The organism is uncultured Clostridium sp. (assembly GCF_947036855.1).
GTDB lineage: Bacteria > Bacillota > Clostridia > Clostridiales > Clostridiaceae > Sarcina.
Window position 1 is genome coordinate 1 of the sequence record NZ_CAMQRY010000159.1, and the last position, 4,903, is coordinate 4,903.

The following is a 4,903-nucleotide window of genomic DNA, read 5'->3' on the forward strand; positions in this document are numbered from 1 at the left end:
AAATGGATTATAGAATCTTCCACCATTTCTATATATTAAATATACTGATATTGCTATAAGAATAATTCCTATTATTCTTACAAGATAATCTACCTTGCTTGTTTTCTGCTCACTATACCAAGTACGCTTTTTCTTAGTTCCAAATGCTCTTATCTCCATAGCACAACTTATTACCTCTATCTTTTCAAGACTTGAGAAAATAAGTGGCATTATTATAATTGAAGCATTTTTTATTCTATTTATTATGCTTGTTTTCTTTGACATATCTATTCCTCTTGCCTGCTGTGCAAAAGCTATATCATGATACTCTCTTTGAACATCCGGTATATATCTTAGTGCAATTGCTACTGCATAAGACATTTTATAACTAACCCCTATCTTATTTAAAGATGAAGCAAATTCACTTGGGTTTGTTGAAACCATAAAAACAAGTGCCATAGGTGTTATAAGTAGATATTTTAAAACAAAATTAAGTTGATAGAAAAGTTGCTCTACTGTTACCTGATAATAATTTGTTATCTTAAACAGAACTGTCTTTGTACCATAAATCTCTACACCTTGGTATGGAGATATTAAGAATATGATTATTGTATTCACAACAAGGAATATCATTATAAAGTAAAATACAAATGATATTTCTTTAAATTCAACCTTAGACATCTTAAAGATAACTATACTAAATATAAGAAGCCCAAATAAAAGTCTTGTATCATAACTTATCATTGAAGCTATTACAAAGGCAAGTAAAAATAGCATCTTTGTTGCTCCTGTAAGATTATGAACTATCGAATTTTTCTTTGTATATTCAAGCATTGTTTTCATCTATCTTTCCCTCCTGTCAAACTCTATAAATTTTCTAACTAAATCTCTTGGATTTTCAAATTTAAGTTTAACTGCAAGTTCTGAGATTGATGTTTCCTTTAAATTTGCCTGCTCTATTATACGATTATCAGTTAAAATATTTGATGCTATATCCTCTGCAATTTTCTCTCCACTAGCTAAAACCACTGCTCTGTCGGTATACTCAAGCATAAGGTGCATATCATGCGTTATCATTATTATTGTTACACCTTGCTTATTTAGTTCAATTAAGAATTCCATTATCTCTGTGTAATGTCTAAAATCTTGTCCTGCTGTTGGCTCATCAAGAATTATAACTTTAGGATTTAAAACAAGAATTGCTGCAATTGTAACTCTCTTCTTTTGTCCGTAGCTAAGTGCTGATATAGGCCAGTTTCTAAATGGATAAAGTCCACATATTCTAAGAGTCTTTGTAACTCTTTCTTTTATCTCTTCTTCTGAAATGCCCCTAGCTTTAAGTCCTAAAGCAACTTCATCAAATATCATAGGTTTTGAAATCATTTGATTTGGATTTTGCATAACAAGTCCAATTTTCTCTGCCCTCTCTTTAATAGATAAAGAACTCATATCTTCTCCATTAAATAAAATCGCTCCACTTGTTGGTTTATAGAAACCACATATAAGTTTTGAAATTGTAGACTTTCCAGCACCATTTTTTCCAACAATACTAAGAATCTCACCATCTTCAACTTTAAATGAAATATTATTTAAAATCTTCTTACCATTTTTATCATAAGAAAAATCTATATTCTTAAATTCTAATATACTCTTTTCTTCCTTTGTAACTGATACTTCACTTACATCTCTGCTCCAAACTTTAAGTTTGTCTGCAAACTCCTCAACAACTATTGTATCAATACTAGATGCTTTCATTTTCTCAGTTATAGAAATACCTGCGTATTTTAAAACTGTAACATATAAAGGTTCTCTTATACCTTCTTCTATAAGAATATTTGTTGCAACAAGTTTATCTGGGTTTAAATCTGCAAGAATCTCTCCCTCATGCATCACAATTATTCTATCAATATTTCTATATAGAACATCTTCAAGTCTATGCTCTATTATCACAATAGTTTTATCATTATGCTTATGAATCTCATCTATAAGATTTATAGATGTTTTTCCTGTTGCTGGGTCAAGACTTGCAAGTGGCTCATCAAAAAGAAGAATATTCACATCACTAATCATAACACCGGCAAGTGTAACTCTTTGCTTTTGACCACCTGAAAGACTATGTGGTGAGGCATCTAAATAAGTATCTACTCCAACAATTTTAGAAACCATATCAACTTTTCTTATCATATCTTCCTGTGAAACACACTCATTTTCAAGTTTGAAAGCGATATCTTCTGCAACTGTAAGTCCTATAAATTGACCATCTGGGTCTTGAAGAACTGTCCCTACCTCATTTGATAACTTTGCAATGCTTAAATCACTTGTTTCTTTTCCATTAACCTTTAAACTTCCGTTTGTATCTCCAACATATAAAAATGGAACAAGTCCATTAATACAATTTGCTATTGTACTTTTCCCACAACCTGATGGACCTACAATTAAGATTTTTTCTCCCTCATATATTGTAAGATTTATATTATTTAAAGTTGGACTCTCTTGCGCTCTATACTGAAAGCTAAAGTTTTTAAACTCAATAACTGGTTTTTTCAATATCTTTTCCCCCTTGTTTTTACTTCTAATTCTTTCTCTGTAAATAAAAGAAATACCAGAATTAAAACCTATCTGGTATTCTTTTTACACTCTATATTATTCGTACTCTTTTCTAAGACTACCTTTTTTAATTATTGTTTTTGAATATGAATATATAAGTATTGTTCCAAGCACCCCACAAGTTATTGCATTTGAAACTCCTGCAACAGAAGCTTGTATATATACTTTCTCTATTGGTTCTTTATATAAAAGGAAATCTAATGTTGGAGCAACAAATCCCCAAGCAATAGCATTTGCAATTATTTGATAAAAATTATAAATAATAATTTGCTTTTTCCCAAAAACTCCATTTGATATTTTAATTCTTCTACAAGCTAGTCCTATAATAAGTCCCATAACTGCTGATGCAATTATCCAACTAAACCAAGGTGATCCATAAGTTAAATCCTTTAGGGTATGTCCTATAAATCCAATAGCAAAAGCTGTTCTTGAACCATAAACTACTGCCATAAGAGCTAAAAATGCATAAGCTGTTGCAAACTCTGTATTAGGAACTCCTGTTGGAATTGCTGCAAATCTCCCTAAAATCATGAAAACTGCTGAACCTATACCTATCGCAACTATCTTATTAATAGTTAATCCTTTTTTCATAACAAGCCCCTTTTTTTGATTATATTCTATCTTTTGTCTTATTTATGTATTTTTTTAGACATAAATACTTTATATATATTACATTAAAATTAAATTTAATACAATATGTTACCTATGCATAACTATATAATTCTTTAGTTATATTTTTAAAATCCTTAAATTCTTTTAAATTTTCTTTTGATACAACACCTATATCATGCGCTGTAAAATATATCTTTCCAAAAGGAAGAGGTATCGCATATTTGTCCCATCTTCTTAAAATAACCTTTCTTGAATAAGTTACATCAACAAGTAAAAGCTTTTTTCCTGACTCATTAGAAAGCATAAAGCCTATTTTCTTAGGCTCTCTAACAGGACCATCCGGACCATCAAGTGTTATATATAAACTACTATTTTCAATCTTACTAACTTCCTTAAGCTTTGTTAAATATCCTTTCATCTTAATACCACTTGGCATCCTAACTGATTTCCCACCATATGTATGCATCATTTCTGCTATAAATTGCCCTCTCCAACTAGAATTTGTAACACCATAAAGTACATTTTTTTCATTACTAAACTCTCTTAGCAAAAAGTTCATAGCAAAACTATCACCATGCCAAGAACTCACAATAGAATTTTTAATACGTTCTGAATCAAACTCCTTATCAATCGTAACCTTACTTGTAAGTACTACAATCTCAATATATGCTACATATATTTTACTCATTATCTTCGTTATCATTAAACTACCCCTTATCTCGAAGTTTTAATCTTTAATTACTTTTATTATAAATTGAAAATATTTTACTTCTATTAACTAAATTATAATATTACGTAAACTTAAAAAGAACTAAATTTACTCAATATTATTTTCGTATACTTTTTCAAATCATTTAGATACATCTATACAATTTAAATCAAAAAAAGATAGGCTTTAAACCTATCTTCAATCAAACTTTTAATTTTATTTCTATTATTTTTTTAATGTTACTACTATAAGTTCTGGTCTGTTAAAAATCCTTACTGGAATAATACTGTTTCCAAGACCTCTACTTATAACCATTGATGTATCCTTTTTTGTATGAATACCTGCTGTTAATTTTGGAAATAATCCTTGGTCTGGTGCAACCACTCCACCTACAAATGGAATTCTAAATTGTCCACCATGAGCATGTCCCGAAAATACTAAATCTACATCACTTTCTGAATATGTATCAAAAAGTTCTGGTCTATGTGCTAATAAAATTTTTAATTTATCATTTTCTTTCACCAACTTATTTAACTGCTCTCCTGTATATGCTTCTTTACTTTCAGGTTCAATAAATGAAGTATCAAGAAGTCCTAACATCTCAATAGAGCTATTACCCTTTGTAACTTCTACTTTTTCATCATCTAAAACTATAATTCCCATTTCTTCTAAACTAGCTTTTAACGTATCATATGAACCAATCCAAGCTTCATGATTTCCTGAAACAAAGTATACAGGTGCAATTTCTTTTATTCCTTTCATTAACTCCATAGCATTCTCAGTTTCTGGAGAATCAACTAAATCCCCTGTAACTACAATTATATCTGGCTCTACTTTTTTAATTCTCTTTAATATATTTTTCTGTCCTTCTCCAAAACCTTTATTATGTAAATCTGATATTTGAAGTATTTTATAACCTTCAAACTCACTTGGAACTTTCTCATCTTTAACTTCAATATTATTTATAGTTATAGAATTATTTTGCCAATAGAAAAA

The 4,903-nt window shown here is 29.5% G+C and carries 5 protein-coding genes; all 5 read right to left on the minus strand.

The window, feature by feature from the left end; all coding sequences use genetic code 11:
- The coding region (locus tag Q0V15_RS11845) for an energy-coupling factor transporter transmembrane protein EcfT (protein ID WP_297439268.1) at positions 1 to 822 on the minus strand (822 nt) is incomplete at its 3' end.
- On the minus strand, positions 823 to 2,529 hold the full coding sequence (locus tag Q0V15_RS11850; RefSeq protein ID WP_297439276.1) for an ABC transporter ATP-binding protein: 1,707 nt from the start codon (positions 2,527 to 2,529) through the stop codon (positions 823 to 825).
- A gap of 93 nt (positions 2,530 to 2,622) precedes the next feature.
- A complete protein-coding gene (locus tag Q0V15_RS11855; RefSeq protein ID WP_297439270.1) occupies positions 2,623 to 3,177 on the minus strand; it encodes an ECF-type riboflavin transporter substrate-binding protein in 555 nt (184 codons plus the stop codon).
- Positions 3,178 to 3,289: 112 nt separating this feature from the next.
- Positions 3,290 to 3,901: a DUF374 domain-containing protein gene (locus tag Q0V15_RS11860; protein WP_297439272.1), complete on the minus strand. Its 612-nt coding sequence runs from the start codon at positions 3,899 to 3,901 to the stop codon at positions 3,290 to 3,292.
- 231 nt (positions 3,902 to 4,132) lie between these two features.
- Positions 4,133 to 4,903, minus strand: a 771-nt coding sequence (locus Q0V15_RS11865; RefSeq protein WP_297439274.1) for a metallophosphoesterase, incomplete at its 5' end; no start/stop codon positions are given.